This is a genomic window from Olivibacter sp. SDN3 (assembly GCF_014334135.1).
GTDB lineage: Bacteria > Bacteroidota > Bacteroidia > Sphingobacteriales > Sphingobacteriaceae > Olivibacter.
The window spans coordinates 4,450,781-4,464,068 of sequence record NZ_CP060497.1; the positions used below are offsets into that span (position 1 = coordinate 4,450,781).

Sequence of the window (13,288 nt, forward strand, 5' to 3'; positions counted from 1 at the left end):
ATCTATTTGAGGGTTAATGTTTTCATTACTTTATAACCTAAATTTTATTCCACCATTAATTACAAATCCGTCCAATGGTGCATAGATGTCTCTAAAGACAGGGTTGGTTATCGTGCCTGTATAGATGTTGTCAAAGCGTGTCTGCCTTGTATCAAGGAAGTTTTCAAAGTTGATATACAAAGAGAAACGTTCCCAAATCTTTTCAGCCATAAAGCCACACATCCAATAGTCCTTTCCAGTTGTACCGTCATTCAGCTTTTGGGGGCTGAAATAATAGGCTTCCAAACCAATCTTCCATTTATCCTCTATTTCGTACATCAGTACGGAATTAATACGGTGTTTTGGGGTCAATGGATTTTCGGTATTTGTTCCGTTTTCAAGCAATCGGGTATCGGTAAAGGTGTAGCCCAAAAACAGTTTCAAATCATCATAGCCGATTTTCACATTGGTTTCTGTGCCTTTGGTATGGATGTAACCCGATGAATTAATGAACTGATAAGTATTTGTTGCCATATTTTGAAGCAACAATGGATTGTCCAAATAGGTGTAAAAGAATAAATGGTTGATGCTGAACGTCCAATCATCACCCATATTAGTACGGTAATTTATGTCTGCGTTTGCTCCGTAGCTCTTTTCCAATTTATTGGTATTATCATCAATGGGCATAACGTTTTGATATTGTATGCGTTCGCTTTCTTCAGTAAAAATGGTGGGTGTTTTATACCCAAATCCACCCCCGATGCGTGAAGTCAATCCGTTTGCAATATGAAATAATGCCGATACTCTTGGCAGAAAAACAGCCCCGTAATCCACCACGTAATCCGTTCTCAAACCTGTTTCCAATTGAAACCATTCCGTAGCCTTAAAAGAATTTTGAACAAAAGCCCCTAATGTGGTTTGGTTGTAATCCCTTAACGGAAATGCGGTAATCTGTTTTTCTTTGAAATTGTCCGTCCAAATATTAACACCTGTTATCCATTCCGATTTTTCTTTGCTGTGGGTATAGCTTGCTTCCGTAAAAGTGGCTGTTTGCGTTCCCTCAAACTCGTAATTAGGAATAGCTGTATTGCGGTTAAAATAACTTACGCTGTTTTTGACTTGAACAAAACTGTTTTCATTTACTGTATGGTCAAAAACAAATTGGGTGGAATAACGCTGTGTTTTGTTTTCCTCAAAAAATTGGTGCGTGTTGTCCGCTTTTCCTTTTATATAAAGCATGTCGCCACCCAAACGGTTTTCAATGGTGGTGTTGATGCCAAAGTTCATTTTAGTTTTATCATTGAAGTAAACAAATAACCTTGGGTTCAGCACATACCGTTCAAATTGGGGAATGGCAGAAAGTCCGATTTGTGCAGGGTCGTAAGCTCCGTTGCGGTTGTGTGAAGCGAATATTGTTGTTCCGATTTTCTTAAACTTCTGTCCGTAAAAACCGTTGATGTCCAACCCTCTGCCCGATGTGCCGTTTAAATGAAAACGTAAATCCCTTTCTTCCGTTGGTGTCTTGGAAATTAGATTTACCAAACCTGCTATTGCTCCACCACCATACAGCGTAGAGGTTGAACCCTTAATAACTTCAACCTGCTTTAAGTCAAGCGGTGGAATTTGCAACAAGCCCAATCCGCTTGAAGCACCGGAATAAATCGGGAAACCGTCTTTTAAAATTTGCGTATATCGCCCGTCAAGTCCTTGAATACGAATACTTGCATTGGCACTTGTGGGTGATGTAGTTTGTACATGAATACCTGTACTCTCACTCAAAAGCATACGAATATCCCCTGCTTTCATATTTCCTTTTTCGTCCAATTCTTCACCTCCGATAAATTCAATACGGGTGGGAATATTTTGTATGCTTCTCGTACTTCTGGTAGAGGATATAACAATTTCGTCTAATTCCTCTGAACTTTCTTTGAGTAGGATTTCAATAACACTGGTGTCCTTTAACGGAAATTCTAATGTATCAATACGTTCATTGAAGCCTATATAACTAAAATGTATTTCCTGTAATCCATTAGGAATATTGATTAACGTAATTTGTCCGTTCTCGTTAGATGTTGCTCCAATTGAAGTACCTTTTATAGATGCCGTTACGCCAATTAAAGGTTCTTTTGTTCCACTGCTTTTTACAACAGCGTTTAACGTGTTTTGTGCATGTACACAAAGGTTTAGTGCCATGAAAAATGACACAATGAGTATTTTTTTCATTGTAAAATGATACTTAATGTGAATAAATAAACGATGACGATGCAGAGCATCGTTACTAATTAATTTGTGCTGAAAGCACTACACATTAAGCGATTTGTGGGGGATGCCAAATAGAATAGGGAAAGTCTGAAACAGGTGACGTAGTTATTGCTCCTAATTTCTTTTCAGGTAGTTGTACAGAGTTTGCTGTTGAAAAATAAAATGAGGTTATTACAAACCCCGTACAAGTATTACATTTAGAAAAAGGGGAGCAACAATCCATACCGCAATCATCATTGTCTTGTTCTTGACTGTCTGTTATTTGTTGTGCGAGGTCAAGGCATTTATCTTCCACAAAGCAAGGTGCTGTTGATAACACCAACACCATTAAAGCTAATATGAATGATAAATATTTCATTATGCAAAGGTAAAAAAAATTAGTTTTCAAATCTCTACTCTTATTTCATCCCTTAAAAAAAACCTTTTCTATGTGTAATACTTTCCCTTTAACCACAAACTTGCTCTTACCAATAATATCAATACCGGAACTTCCACAAGTGGGCCGATAACGCCCACAAATGCCTGTGGTGAATGAATGCCAAAGACAGCTATTGCTACGGCTATTGCCAATTCAAAATTATTTCCTGTGGCTGTAAATGCGATGGATGCGTTTTTGTCGTAAGGAACATTTAAGAATTTGCTGATAAAGAAGCTCACGAAAAACATCAGTACAAAATAGATGATAAGCGGTATAGCTACTTTTACTACATCCATTGGCAACTCCAATATTTTATCACCTTTCAGACTGAACATCAATACTATGGTAAACAATAAAGCATATAATGTAACGGGTGATATTTTGGGAACGAATTTGCGGTTATACCAGTCTATACCTTTTGATTTTACAAGTGCATAACGGCTTATAAAACCTGCGAAAAATGGAATACCCAAATATATCAGCACGCTTTCGGTTACATCTTTCATGGATACGGTTACGTTGAAATCGGCTAAGCCTAATTTGTTGGGCAGAACATTGATGAACAGCCAAACAAAGAAGCTGTACGTCAATATCTGAAAGATACTGTTCAATGCTACCAATAATGCCGTATATTCCCTATTGCCCTTTGCCAAGTCACTCCATACGATGACCATTGCGATACACCTTGCCAAGCCAATCAGTATCAGACCTGTCATATAATCCGGTTCGTTCCGTAAGAACAGAACGGCTAAACCGAACATCAATAGTGTGCCGATAAGCCAATTCAGCAATAAAGATATGCCGATTACTTTGGTGTCTTTAAGGGCTTTGGGCAACAATGAATAATCCACCTTAGCCAACGGGGGGTACATCATCAATATAAGCCCTATCGCCAAAGGGATATTGGTCGTGCCTACGGATAGGGCATCGGTAGCATTGGAAATGTTCGGAAAGAAATATCCCAAGCCTACGCCTGTCGCCATCGCAAGGAATATCCATAAGGTAAGATAGCGGTCAAGAAATTTTAGTTTGGGTTGCATCGGCTAACTCTTAATCATTGAAAAAACATAGCACATTTCTGTTGCTATCTGTAAACTTCTTTCTGCATATACCTTTGATTGCTCCGGTGTCCCGTCTGAAATCTTGGGGTCTTCAAATGTGATAGGTATTCTCTTTTCCGCTCCGGCAATAAACGGACATCCGCCGTCTGCCTGCGAACAGGTCATAATGGCGACAAATGCCGATGCAGGGTTGAAAGAGCTGTCGTATTGCTTGGAAAATCCAATGATTGGCAAATCATTATCCCCATATTTTATGGCATATACAGGATTATCGGTTTCCGCAATCTTGAAAATAGTAAAACCTTGATTGGTCAATGTTTCCGCCACTTTCGGGAATAGTGCCGTTTCTTCCGTACCGCCCGAATAAGAATGTACATTCGGGATATTGAAATACGCACCTGCGACCTGCGCCCATATCTGTGCGAAGTGGCTTCTGCGTGAATTATGGGTGCAGATGAAATTGAGGTTTATGTCCGCTCCGCTGTTTGCTTTCTGCCGTACATAATCTATCAGCGGTTGCAGTATCGCTTTGCGTTCCTCGCTTACGTTTTGGTTGTCAATAACTCCCCTTATGGTTTCGGCTAAATTCTTGTACATTATGATTTGTCTTTAGTGTTTAGCAACATCCCGAATTAGGTGTACAGCACGTGCTGTTCAGCTCCGATAATTTTACTTTTTGTTTTTCCGCAGGAATACCGCAGGCATCATTTGCCAAACAAGCCGTCTGTTTGTTCTTTAGGATGAAACGCTGACCGTCAAAGTCCAAGTCAAACTTGCCAATCGTTTCGGTTTGGTATTCTACTTCGATTTCGGCCTCTTCCATTCCCAATTTTTCTTCTGACAGCTTGATGATGTTCAATAGTTTGGTAGGTTTTATCCTGTGTTCATAGTCGTTGGCATCCCACAGTTGGAAGTTTACTGCTTTCTCCGTGCGGACTACACCACCACAGTCAATAAAATGTTTGGTAATCTGTCCTACTTCCGTCACGTGGAAATGTTCGGGAACAAAAGTTCCGTTCTCTAATTGAAATTCAACATTGTCCAATGTTGGCAGGATTTCTTTGATTTTTGATAGTTTCATAATAACTGAACTTAAAAAATGAAAAAACAAACTATATATTGCAATATAACGATTATATGTGCTAAAAAAACACTACGTACAGCACTTCATTACTTGTACTTCTTGATTAAAAAACGTATTCAATTCGGCTTGAATTTCTTTCCATATATTTTCATCAATACAATAACAAACGGATTTCCCCTCAATAGTTCCCTGTATGATACCGATGCTTTTTAGCTCTTTTAAGTGCTGTGAAATGGTTGCCTGTGCCAATCCCAATTCATCGACCAAATCGTTACAGATACAGGTTTTCTGATTGATGATATATTGGAGAATGGCAACCCTTGCAGGATGCCCTAAAACTTTAAACAAAGAAGCCAATTTGTTCTGTTCGTCCGTAAATATTTCTGTTTTAGTAAGCCCCATAACGTTTTATTAATATCGCAATATTACGATGTATTTTTTAATCACACAAGAAATTTATAAAAATATTACCCCTGCTGTATCAAATGCTGTAAATCGAGGTCATTTCTCGTCCTGTTCGTCCATTCTCCGTATAAGTTCTTCCCGAAGCGCATCAAGGAATTTTGTACGGTTCATCTTCCGGTTTCTCAACTCCAAATAGGTCTGATAAAAATTGCCCAAATCAATATCAAATGTGCTTTCAAAGTATTGGGCTACTTCCCTTATGTCATTGTTCCCGTTGTCAAATACATTTTGATAGTGCAGGGCATAAATCAGTTCTATCAATGCCACTTTGCTACCTGTCCATTTCAGCTTTTTTTGGGTTTTCGATTTGTCTTTTTGGAATTTGTTATACAACTGGTCTTCGATGTAAACCTGTATCAAATCATTGGCTATTATCTTGGCGACCTTGTAATCATGTGAAGTGGAAAAGGACTGGTCGGACTGAAAATAATAGGTGTCCAACCATAGCTTTATATCATGCTTGCCACGAACAAAAAAACTCTCGTCAAGGAACGAGTTATTGCTCCGGTAGTACTTGTAAAAATCGAGGTTGTTGTCAAAGAACCTTTTTAATTTTTTCAGTTCTTTGTTGAGGTATTTCCTAATGGGCTTTGCACCATACGGCTTCTTTGTTTCGATTTTATAAATGGCGTTGTAGTAAATGAGTTTTGCTACAATGGCAGGTTTCTGATGTTTGAAAAATCGGATTTCTTCATCCGTGTTCTTAAACCCTCTTTTCAGCACATACGCTTTCAGTTCGGACAGGCATTCGAGAATATGGTATATAACGGCTTCTATCCGTTGCACGGAGCAATCGGCTTCAATCTCCAACTCGTTGATTGCTGTTTCCAGTTTATATAATGTTTCATCGTGAAATTTATCCATTCAGCTATTTTGAAATCTTAATATTTATGTTCATTTGTTTGGAAATAGGGTGATTGTCTCTATAAAATATCTCCTCTATTAGTAGCAAAAGCTGACGTTTCTTTACGTCAGCTTTTGCTGTCTCCTTATCTTATATTTTTAAAGTTTGTGTTATGCTTGCTAAGGATTGTAATCTTCAACATCGTGATAGCCAAATACCGTAATTTCCGGATGTTTGTTTACAAGGTCACGGATTTTGTTAAGTGAGATTATCCGCAGTTCATCATTATCCGCTCTTATTTTAACCAATTCATTTACAGGGTGATTATTATCATTTAATTCAGCCCTCAAATAATAGGCATCAGCAACATAAAAAAGCCATCTATTGTTAACTTTTATCGCTACGCCACAATGACCGTTAGTATGACCAAATAAGGGGATAAGAAAAAAGTCTACATCTATATCAATATCAATCTTCCTCGCTTCAAATCCATACCATTCATTTTCTGACTGTCCATAAGTTATGATTTTAGGATTGTGCGACAACGGTACTTTTAGGTATCTCGGGTTATCTGATTTAAAGTTTTCATATTCTTCCATTCCAACGTGTACGACTGCATCGGGAAAATCTGAAAGTCCGCCGATATGGTCGTTGTCCAAATGTGAAATGATGCAATCAGTTACGGAATTGGGGGTTAGACCAAGCTGTTCAATTTGCCTTATTGCTGTCCATTCTTCGTTAAAACGGAAGCCAACCATATCGATTAAATCCTGCCCAATTCTTGTTGCTGGCTGTTGGGTGTCTAAAAGACCAATTCCTGTATCTACAAGAACAAGCCGTTGTTCAGCTTCCAATAACAGACAATGCCCTATCCCTCTGCTCCCTATCGGCGACTGAATTTCGACACAATTAAGGTGATGTATTTTTGTCATAGCTTCAACTATTAGATTTCAATACGCTAAATAAAGAAAGGGCGTTGTCAAAAAATAGAACGGAAGCGACAATTTTAAATTAATTGCTGAATATTCGCATAGTTTCAAACGGGTGGGTCTCGTTAATTAAAAAAGACTGTTGCAAATTGTTTTTATGTAAGAACTCTTTTGGTGTACAACCGGAAAACAGCTTAAATTCTCTTCCAAAATGCGACTGGTCTGCGTAGTTAAGCGAAAAACCGATGTCACTTAGCTTTTTATATTGCCTTGTTCTTAGCAAATAAATAGATTTTTGAAACTTTATAATTCGCAGATAAGTTTCGGGGCAGACACCTACGTATTCTTTAAATTTACGCTGAAACTGTCTTCGGGAAATATGGAAACGGGATGACAGGTCATGGGAATTAATACCGTCAGCATCATCAAACATCAACTTTATACTATGGTCGATTATATTATCCTGCTTGGATTTCAATAATTTTCGATAAAGCTGTCCGCTAAATAACTGGATTATTTGTTCGGGGGAAGAGGTGTGCAACAACTCATCGGTGAATTGCTTTGAAAAAAGATATTCACTGTCTATAAGCGTATTTGTAAGTTCGGAAGTGTCTATGGAAAACAACTTTTTAAAGGCTGTTGGTTGAAGATTTACTCCAAAAATAAACGGGTTGCCTTGAAAGGAATTTATGCACGGGCTATCGTTTTTTTGACCGTAGACAAAAGATATTGGAAGTTGATGCCCATCAGCATTGAGTAAAGAGGATTGTCCGTTAAAATGTTGGAATATGATACCCAAAGCTCCATCCGCCAAAATTTTGTACGTTTTATTCTGGTGGTTAGCATTTTGGATGTTAGCCCACCAGAACTTTTTTACAATCTCTTTAAGGTTGTTATGTGGTTCTATCGTCACAATATCCATGTTCCTTAGAATTAAATCGTTCTCAATTTGCCCATTCCTACCCATTTTGACTTTGGGTATTCTTTAGACGTATTACAAATATATCTAAAATTAAAAAGCTAAAGTGGATGCGCTTATTTTAATATTGGAATGAACTGAGAAAAATATATCGTGATTTATGTAGCTTGTATCAGATGCTGTAAATCGGGGTCGTTCTTGATACGCTCCATTTCGCTTTCCACAATATGCACAATGTCCGCTTTGACCTGCCTATAATTGGCTTCAATGACCTGCTTCATATTATCGTTGCCGTGTTCATCGTTAAAGGATAATATTTGCGGTATCTGCTTATACGCTTTTGTTTCGGCAGAAACTTTTTCGTTATCCACCACAATTTCAGCGTGAAATATTTTCTGTTCGATGCGCTCATCAAAGTTGTCCGATACTGCTCCGACAAACATTCCCTGTGTCAAGGTAGATATTTTGGAAGCCGGAATAAGGCTGTCCAATTGGGTGGATATAGAAGTGGATTTGTCATTACGGTTGATGGTCATACTCTGCCTTTTCTGCAAGACCTTGCCGAAACGCTCGCTTAGGTTCTTGGCTGTTTCGCCCACTACCTGACCGGAGAAAATATTACCCACCGTATTTTGGATGACCTTGCTTTCCTTGTCGCCATAATCCCTTATCAATTGTGAATAGTCTTGAAAACCCAAGCATACTGCCACCTTATTGCTACGTGCCGTTGCGATAAGATTATCCAGTCCTCGGAAATATATCGTAGGCAACTCGTCTATGATGACGGAACTCTTTAACTTATCTTTCTTATTGATGAGTTTTACAATCCTCGAATTATATAATCCCAAAGCGGACGAATAGATATTTTGACGGTCGGGATTATTGCCCACGCACAAGATTTTCGGCTCTTGGGGGTTGTTGATGTCCAGTGAAAAATCATCCCCCGTCATGACCCAATAAAGCTGTGGTGAAATCATCCGTGACAATGGGATTTTTGCCGATGCTATCTGCCCCTGCAACTGGTCTTGCGCTCCGCCCTGCCACGCATCCATGAAAGCCGATAGATAGTTTTCAAGTTCGGGATATGAGGTCAGTATCGTAAAAACGTCTGCATATTTTTTATTCAGCAATTCAATAGCATGGGGAAACGTGCAGTACTTTCCGTCTTCATAGATTTTCAGAAACCAAATGATTGAGGCAAGCAATATAATTGGGCTTTCCACGAAAAAATCCCCTTGCTTCAAAATCCACGACCTGTTGAGGTTCAGCATGATGGTGTAAGAGGCTTCGTAAGCATCGGAAATGTTCGTCATAAAGGCAGGGCTTAGCGGATTGCATCGGTGGCTACGGCGTGGGTCGTCAAAATTGATAACGTAAAATTTCGGCTTCACCTTATATTTATCGGAATGTTTCAGCAAATGGTTGTAGGCAATCGTGGAAAGGTCGTCAAACTTAAAATCGTAGATATACATCGCAAAGCCCTTTTCGATATGTTGCTTGATGTAGTTGTTTACGATGGCGTAGGATTTTCCCGAGCCGGGAGTACCAAGTACAATCGAAGCTCGAAAAGGGTTGACGATATTAATCCATCCATTGTTCCACTTGCCCTTGTAAAAAAACTTTGTCGGAAGATTGACCGAGTATTCATTTTCTATCAGACGGGTTTCCTGTTGGAAGCTCTCGTTTTCGTTATTGAAAACATCGTCCATCAGGTTGTTGCGGAGTAGTCGGCTCATCCATACCCCTGCCATGAGCAAGGCTATATATCCCAAACTCGTTGTAAGGATGTAAAGCGATGTGGCAACCCCTGCTGACAGCTTTAACAATGGCGTGTTCAGAAAGAACAGCGCAAAGCCGATAACTAAGGCGGTGTAAATCTTAGCCCATGTTATCTTTTCATTCTTTACGCCTTTAGTACCAAGACAGCTTAACGCCAACAAAAGCATTGCAAAAATCTTGGTGTAAAGTGTGTGGGCAAACAGCCCTGCGGTACGGTTGAAATTGGTCAGTATCTTGCCGATAATTTCCAGTGTCCACCCACGTTCGGCAAAGAACCCGTAACAGAACCAATAAAAGTGCATCAGTACCAAAAGAATACTTACGGCACGCATAAAAGCCATGATTTTGGCTAATCCTCTCAAATCGTCTTCTCCCTGCATAACAAAAAATTTTAGTGATGCAGGGAATTTAGAGGCTATTTAAAAGCACTTATACAAAGGGGGGGCGGATGGCTTTTGGTGGCTTAGTTTGACATACTTTAAAGGTTACAATACGGTGATTCGAGATTTTTAGCGTTTTTTTTAAAATTCTAAGTCCTTCCAATCAGTATTATGAACTTCTTTATTATTGTCAACCCGATTTTCAATAGCCTCAATAAACTTAATTGTACTTGAAGTGTTATTGAATATCAATACGCTCTCCTCGTAGTTCAATATGGGGTTGTCATGGGCAAAACTTCTGTTGTTCCTAATATCGTTGAATGAGTCAAGATTACTAATGGACGTTCTTAATATTCTTTTGGACATTTCAGATTCAATATGATTATTTGCGATTAAAAATTTCACATATTTACCAAATAAGCTATGTAATGCTTCATCTTGCAAATATGTAATATTGTGTTTTTTACATAGTTCTCTAATATATTTCATTACGAAAGTATGTAATCTGTCAAGTGCAATTTCTGGCAAATTTTTATCGATGCTATCTTTTATAGACTCTGATAGTTTTTTGAAATCTAAATCCTCAACGTTTGGTTTGATAGCATTAATATCATTTACAATATTACCCTTTAATCGCTCTGCTATTTTTTGACATTCCTTATGAAGTTCTTCTTTCAGGTCAAATTCATCATTCTCAATATTAAACCAAGAGCCTGCTTTTCTATCTTTTAAATGTTCTAAATGATGGGTGAGAAGTTCAGATAACAGTTTTCCTACAGTATAATCTTCTTCGACTTTAATAAATTGTCTTAGTCGATTAGCTTTAGAGTTGGAGGCGTAGTGATACTTTTCATCATCAATATCTAAATCAACAGCATCTGATATGAATTCTCTAAACGTTCTGTCACTAAAATTTGAAACATAACCTGAGCTCATATCGAGAAATTTTTCAATCTTATTTTTCTCTTGAAGTTTTAAATCTGCCATATTTTTTTGCAATCGATATCAACTAACTTTTCAATAAATGAACTCAATTTTTATTGTCAGCACTGAGTTTTTTTTCATAGGTACGAATTTAACGAATTAAAAATTAGTTTAGTAAAAATCCATCGCCAATCATTTAATAGTTAGAGGCCGTCAATTCGCTCTGAACTGGCGACCTTTGCGTTTCTTCTTTTTCTTCATACGGTTGGCAAATGCCTGTTCCTCGTAGTCTTCGCCCTGTGCCTCCGGCAATAGCCCACCCAATCCGTCTATCAACAAATCATCGGTCGGCTGTTCTTTATTAAGGAAGTTAAAAAGTGCATGCGCTTCTTCTTTCTCTGCGGTCGATGGCGTATTTTGTGCGGTTGCTTTTTCAGTTTCTTGGCGTTGCCCGACCGCTTGCTCATTCCACCAATCATTAAAGACATTTGCCGATAGGTTTTTGCCCAAAGCTGAACCGTTCCAAACGGTACGGCTTTCATGGTCAATAAAAGTCATACCGTAGATACGCCCCTCATCGTTGCGCCGTACCACGGTATTGATGCCCTGCTCCAACAGTTGCTTTTTAAAATCGGCTTCATTAGTGGCGGTGTGCATCGCCACTTCAATGGTGCTTTTGAGTACGGCTCTTACAGGGTCGGCTTTCATTTTCTCCTTAGCCTGTGCGAATTGGTTTTTCAGTTCGTCCAGTCCTGCCTGTTTACCGAAAAGCGATGCTTTAAAAGGATTGCTCGCTTTTTCTCCCTGTTCGTTCAATGCAAAATAGATAAGCCCATTTTTGGGCTGTCCTTGCAATTCCCCTTTGACTTCCTCTGCCGTGATGTTGAAAAGCGAAAGCAAGGCGTTGTATGCTCCGAGGCTTGCGTACCCGTAATACTTCGGCAGGTGTCTCACCACCGATGCCATTTGGCTCTTAACGTCTCCGGCTCTGTAATCCACCGGACGGAATACCTGCTCGTTTCCGGTGCGCTGTTTTTCCGTGGCAGGTATAAGATTGTACGTTTGTTCCAAATCCCGACAGATTGCCATCGAACGTGGATGGTCGTAACTGTCCGGTAGCTTCTTTCCGTCCAAACCCACACAGACCGTTACGATGTGGATATGGGTGCGTTCAATATCGGTATGCTTAAAAACGATATAAGGTTGCTTGCCATACCCCATGCGCTCCATATATTCCTGCGCCATTTTTACGAACTGCCCATCGCTGACCCTATCCGCAGGATCAGGGTTCAGCGATATGTGGCGCACTGGCTTTTCAGTTTTGATATTTGTGGATAGATACGGCTCAAAACACTGGTGCAGGTAACTTGTCGAATAGGTATTATCCAACGTTTCGGGTATTCTGTTCAATAACAGAACCTGCCCGTTTTCACTATCAATCTTCTTTTGGTTATAGGAAATTGCACCGTACAAATTCTCACCCTTGCCAATCTTTGCTATCATATTACTTGTGCTTTTGTAGGTGTTCTTTTTCAAATTCCTGTGTTAGCTCAATCACTTTCCGGCATAAGTCCGCCATTTCTGCTGTCTGCTTTTCCAGTTTAAAGAGATAAGCCGATGCCTTTTTCTCCGAGAAATTGCGGTAAAGTATCTTCACGATTTGGTTGTAATTCACGCCAACCACTCTGAACTGGCTGTAAAAATTGGTCAACCTCGTATGAAAATCGACTGCATCCATGTCAATTTTTACGGTTTTGACTGGCTTCTGAAAGATGCAGGCTGTAATAAAATGTGCCATTACTTTCATTCCCGATTGCTCGAACAACGTAAGGAACTGTGCGTTTTCCATGTCGTTGAGACTAATCGAATAACGGTGGATGGCAGGGTCTTTCTTAGGCTTGCGACCAACTTTGTTTGTTCGATTTCTTCTGTTGTCTTCCATATCTAAATCCATTAATAATTACTATAAACTGCGACTTCGGAGCGGTTTTCAGCCCCCTGCAAGGGCAAGTGGTTTTGAGGTGCGGAATTTATTTCGAGCATCTCAAAACATAACTTGCTCTGTTCGGGTGAACAGAAAATCCGCCCTACGGGTCGGATTGGGTAAAGCGGAAAAAAACGGCTTTGCGCCGTTCCGCCCATAACATCCATTCTCCAATGATTTTTCCATTCACCCTTTGCATTTAAGCCCTTACAAAGTAAGGGTAGCTTTTTCAAAGCATTGCCCTATCCGCCACGACCAAA

13 protein-coding genes are annotated in these 13,288 nt (G+C 39.4%); all 13 read right to left on the reverse strand.

Annotation, left to right across the window (positions count from 1 at the left end; genetic code table 11):
• Nucleotides 1-30 precede the first annotated feature (30 nt).
• Complete coding sequence (locus H8S90_RS18650) at nucleotides 31-2,202, reverse strand: TonB-dependent receptor (RefSeq protein WP_187339341.1); 2,172 nt, start codon at nucleotides 2,200-2,202, stop codon at nucleotides 31-33.
• A gap of 85 nt (nucleotides 2,203-2,287) precedes the next feature.
• Nucleotides 2,288-2,599 (reverse strand): hypothetical protein, encoded by a 312-nt coding sequence (locus H8S90_RS18655; RefSeq protein ID WP_187339342.1) that lies wholly within the window; start codon nucleotides 2,597-2,599, stop codon nucleotides 2,288-2,290.
• 68 nt (nucleotides 2,600-2,667) lie between these two features.
• A complete protein-coding gene (gene arsB, locus H8S90_RS18660; protein ID WP_187339343.1) occupies nucleotides 2,668-3,699 on the reverse strand; it encodes an ACR3 family arsenite efflux transporter in 1,032 nt (343 codons plus the stop codon).
• 3 nt (nucleotides 3,700-3,702) lie between these two features.
• Nucleotides 3,703-4,317, reverse strand: coding sequence for a low molecular weight phosphatase family protein (locus H8S90_RS18665; protein WP_187339344.1), 615 nt, complete (start codon nucleotides 4,315-4,317; stop codon nucleotides 3,703-3,705).
• Nucleotides 4,318-4,336: 19 nt separating this feature from the next.
• Entirely contained in the window at nucleotides 4,337-4,801 is a 465-nt protein-coding gene (locus tag H8S90_RS18670) for a DUF6428 family protein (RefSeq protein ID WP_187339345.1), read from the reverse strand.
• Nucleotides 4,802-4,873: 72 nt separating this feature from the next.
• Nucleotides 4,874-5,206, reverse strand: a complete 333-nt coding sequence (locus tag H8S90_RS18675; RefSeq protein ID WP_187339346.1) for a helix-turn-helix transcriptional regulator — start codon at nucleotides 5,204-5,206, stop codon at nucleotides 4,874-4,876.
• A 99-nt stretch (nucleotides 5,207-5,305) separates the two neighbouring features.
• On the reverse strand, nucleotides 5,306-6,133 hold the full coding sequence (locus H8S90_RS18680) for an RteC domain-containing protein (protein ID WP_187339347.1): 828 nt from the start codon (nucleotides 6,131-6,133) through the stop codon (nucleotides 5,306-5,308).
• 159 nt (nucleotides 6,134-6,292) lie between these two features.
• Nucleotides 6,293-7,045 (reverse strand): MBL fold metallo-hydrolase, encoded by a 753-nt coding sequence (locus tag H8S90_RS18685; protein WP_187339348.1) that lies wholly within the window; start codon nucleotides 7,043-7,045, stop codon nucleotides 6,293-6,295.
• 79 nt (nucleotides 7,046-7,124) lie between these two features.
• The gene (locus H8S90_RS18690; RefSeq protein WP_187339349.1) at nucleotides 7,125-8,009 is read right to left on the reverse strand and encodes an AraC family transcriptional regulator; all 885 of its coding nucleotides are present in this window, start codon (nucleotides 8,007-8,009) and stop codon (nucleotides 7,125-7,127) included.
• Nucleotides 8,010-8,119: 110 nt separating this feature from the next.
• Nucleotides 8,120-10,120 carry a conjugal transfer protein MobC gene (gene mobC / locus H8S90_RS18695; RefSeq protein WP_187339350.1) on the reverse strand — a complete coding sequence of 667 codons (2,001 nt, stop codon included), beginning with the start codon at nucleotides 10,118-10,120 and terminating at the stop codon, nucleotides 8,120-8,122.
• A 141-nt stretch (nucleotides 10,121-10,261) separates the two neighbouring features.
• On the reverse strand, nucleotides 10,262-11,107 hold the full coding sequence (locus H8S90_RS18700) for an abortive infection family protein (protein WP_187339351.1): 846 nt from the start codon (nucleotides 11,105-11,107) through the stop codon (nucleotides 10,262-10,264).
• A 150-nt stretch (nucleotides 11,108-11,257) separates the two neighbouring features.
• Nucleotides 11,258-12,547, reverse strand: coding sequence for a conjugal transfer protein MobB (gene mobB / locus H8S90_RS18705; RefSeq protein ID WP_187339352.1), 1,290 nt, complete (start codon nucleotides 12,545-12,547; stop codon nucleotides 11,258-11,260).
• A 1-nt stretch (nucleotide 12,548) separates the two neighbouring features.
• A complete protein-coding gene (gene mobA / locus H8S90_RS18710) occupies nucleotides 12,549-12,986 on the reverse strand; it encodes a conjugal transfer protein MobA (RefSeq protein ID WP_187339353.1) in 438 nt (145 codons plus the stop codon).
• Nucleotides 12,987-13,288 lie beyond the last annotated feature (302 nt).

Bases quoted from the DNA above. Each gene is read 5' to 3' on its own strand.
- mobB (WP_187339352.1), bottom strand. From the start codon at position 12,547: ATGATAGCAAAGATTGGCAAGGGTGAGAATTTGTACGGTGCAATTTCC.
- H8S90_RS18685 (WP_187339348.1), bottom strand. From the start codon at position 7,045: ATGACAAAAATACATCACCTTAATTGTGTCGAAATTCAGTCGCCGATA.
- H8S90_RS18665 (WP_187339344.1), bottom strand. From the start codon at position 4,317: ATGTACAAGAATTTAGCCGAAACCATAAGGGGAGTTATTGACAACCAA.
- H8S90_RS18670 (WP_187339345.1), bottom strand. From the start codon at position 4,801: ATGAAACTATCAAAAATCAAAGAAATCCTGCCAACATTGGACAATGTT.
- H8S90_RS18700 (WP_187339351.1), bottom strand. From the start codon at position 11,107: ATGGCAGATTTAAAACTTCAAGAGAAAAATAAGATTGAAAAATTTCTC.
- H8S90_RS18650 (WP_187339341.1), bottom strand. From the start codon at position 2,202: ATGAAAAAAATACTCATTGTGTCATTTTTCATGGCACTAAACCTTTGT.
- H8S90_RS18655 (WP_187339342.1), bottom strand. From the start codon at position 2,599: ATGAAATATTTATCATTCATATTAGCTTTAATGGTGTTGGTGTTATCA.
- H8S90_RS18680 (WP_187339347.1), bottom strand. From the start codon at position 6,133: ATGGATAAATTTCACGATGAAACATTATATAAACTGGAAACAGCAATC.
- H8S90_RS18675 (WP_187339346.1), bottom strand. From the start codon at position 5,206: ATGGGGCTTACTAAAACAGAAATATTTACGGACGAACAGAACAAATTG.
- H8S90_RS18690 (WP_187339349.1), bottom strand. From the start codon at position 8,009: ATGGGTAGGAATGGGCAAATTGAGAACGATTTAATTCTAAGGAACATG.
- mobA (WP_187339353.1), bottom strand. From the start codon at position 12,986: ATGGAAGACAACAGAAGAAATCGAACAAACAAAGTTGGTCGCAAGCCT.
- arsB (WP_187339343.1), bottom strand. From the start codon at position 3,699: ATGCAACCCAAACTAAAATTTCTTGACCGCTATCTTACCTTATGGATA.
- mobC (WP_187339350.1), bottom strand. From the start codon at position 10,120: ATGCAGGGAGAAGACGATTTGAGAGGATTAGCCAAAATCATGGCTTTT.